The sequence below is a fragment of the Chromohalobacter sp. HP20-39 genome (genome assembly GCF_033052815.1).
In the GTDB taxonomy this organism is placed as follows: domain Bacteria; phylum Pseudomonadota; class Gammaproteobacteria; order Pseudomonadales; family Halomonadaceae; genus Chromohalobacter.
Window position 1 is genome coordinate 1 of the sequence record NZ_JAWHTP010001232.1, and the last position, 231, is coordinate 231.

Below are 231 nucleotides of genomic sequence, written 5' to 3' on the forward strand. Positions count from 1 at the left end.
GCCAAGCGCATGTACGGCGACGTGATCCCCAGCCCGAAGCCGAACGCGCAGATTGTCGTCACCCGTGAGCCGATTGGCGTGGTGGCAGCCATTACGCCGTGGAACTTCCCGCTGGCGATGATCACGCGCAAGGCGGGCCCCGCACTGGCGGCCGGTTGCACGATGGTGCTCAAGCCGTCGGAAGAAACGCCGCTGTCGGCATTTGCGCTGGCCGTGCTGGCCGAGCGCGCG

1 protein-coding gene is annotated in these 231 nt (G+C 68.0%); it reads left to right on the plus strand.

Annotation, left to right across the window (positions count from 1 at the left end):
- Positions 1–231, plus strand: a 231-nt coding sequence (locus tag RVY79_RS21810) for an aldehyde dehydrogenase family protein (RefSeq protein ID WP_317466711.1), incomplete at both ends; no start/stop codon positions are given.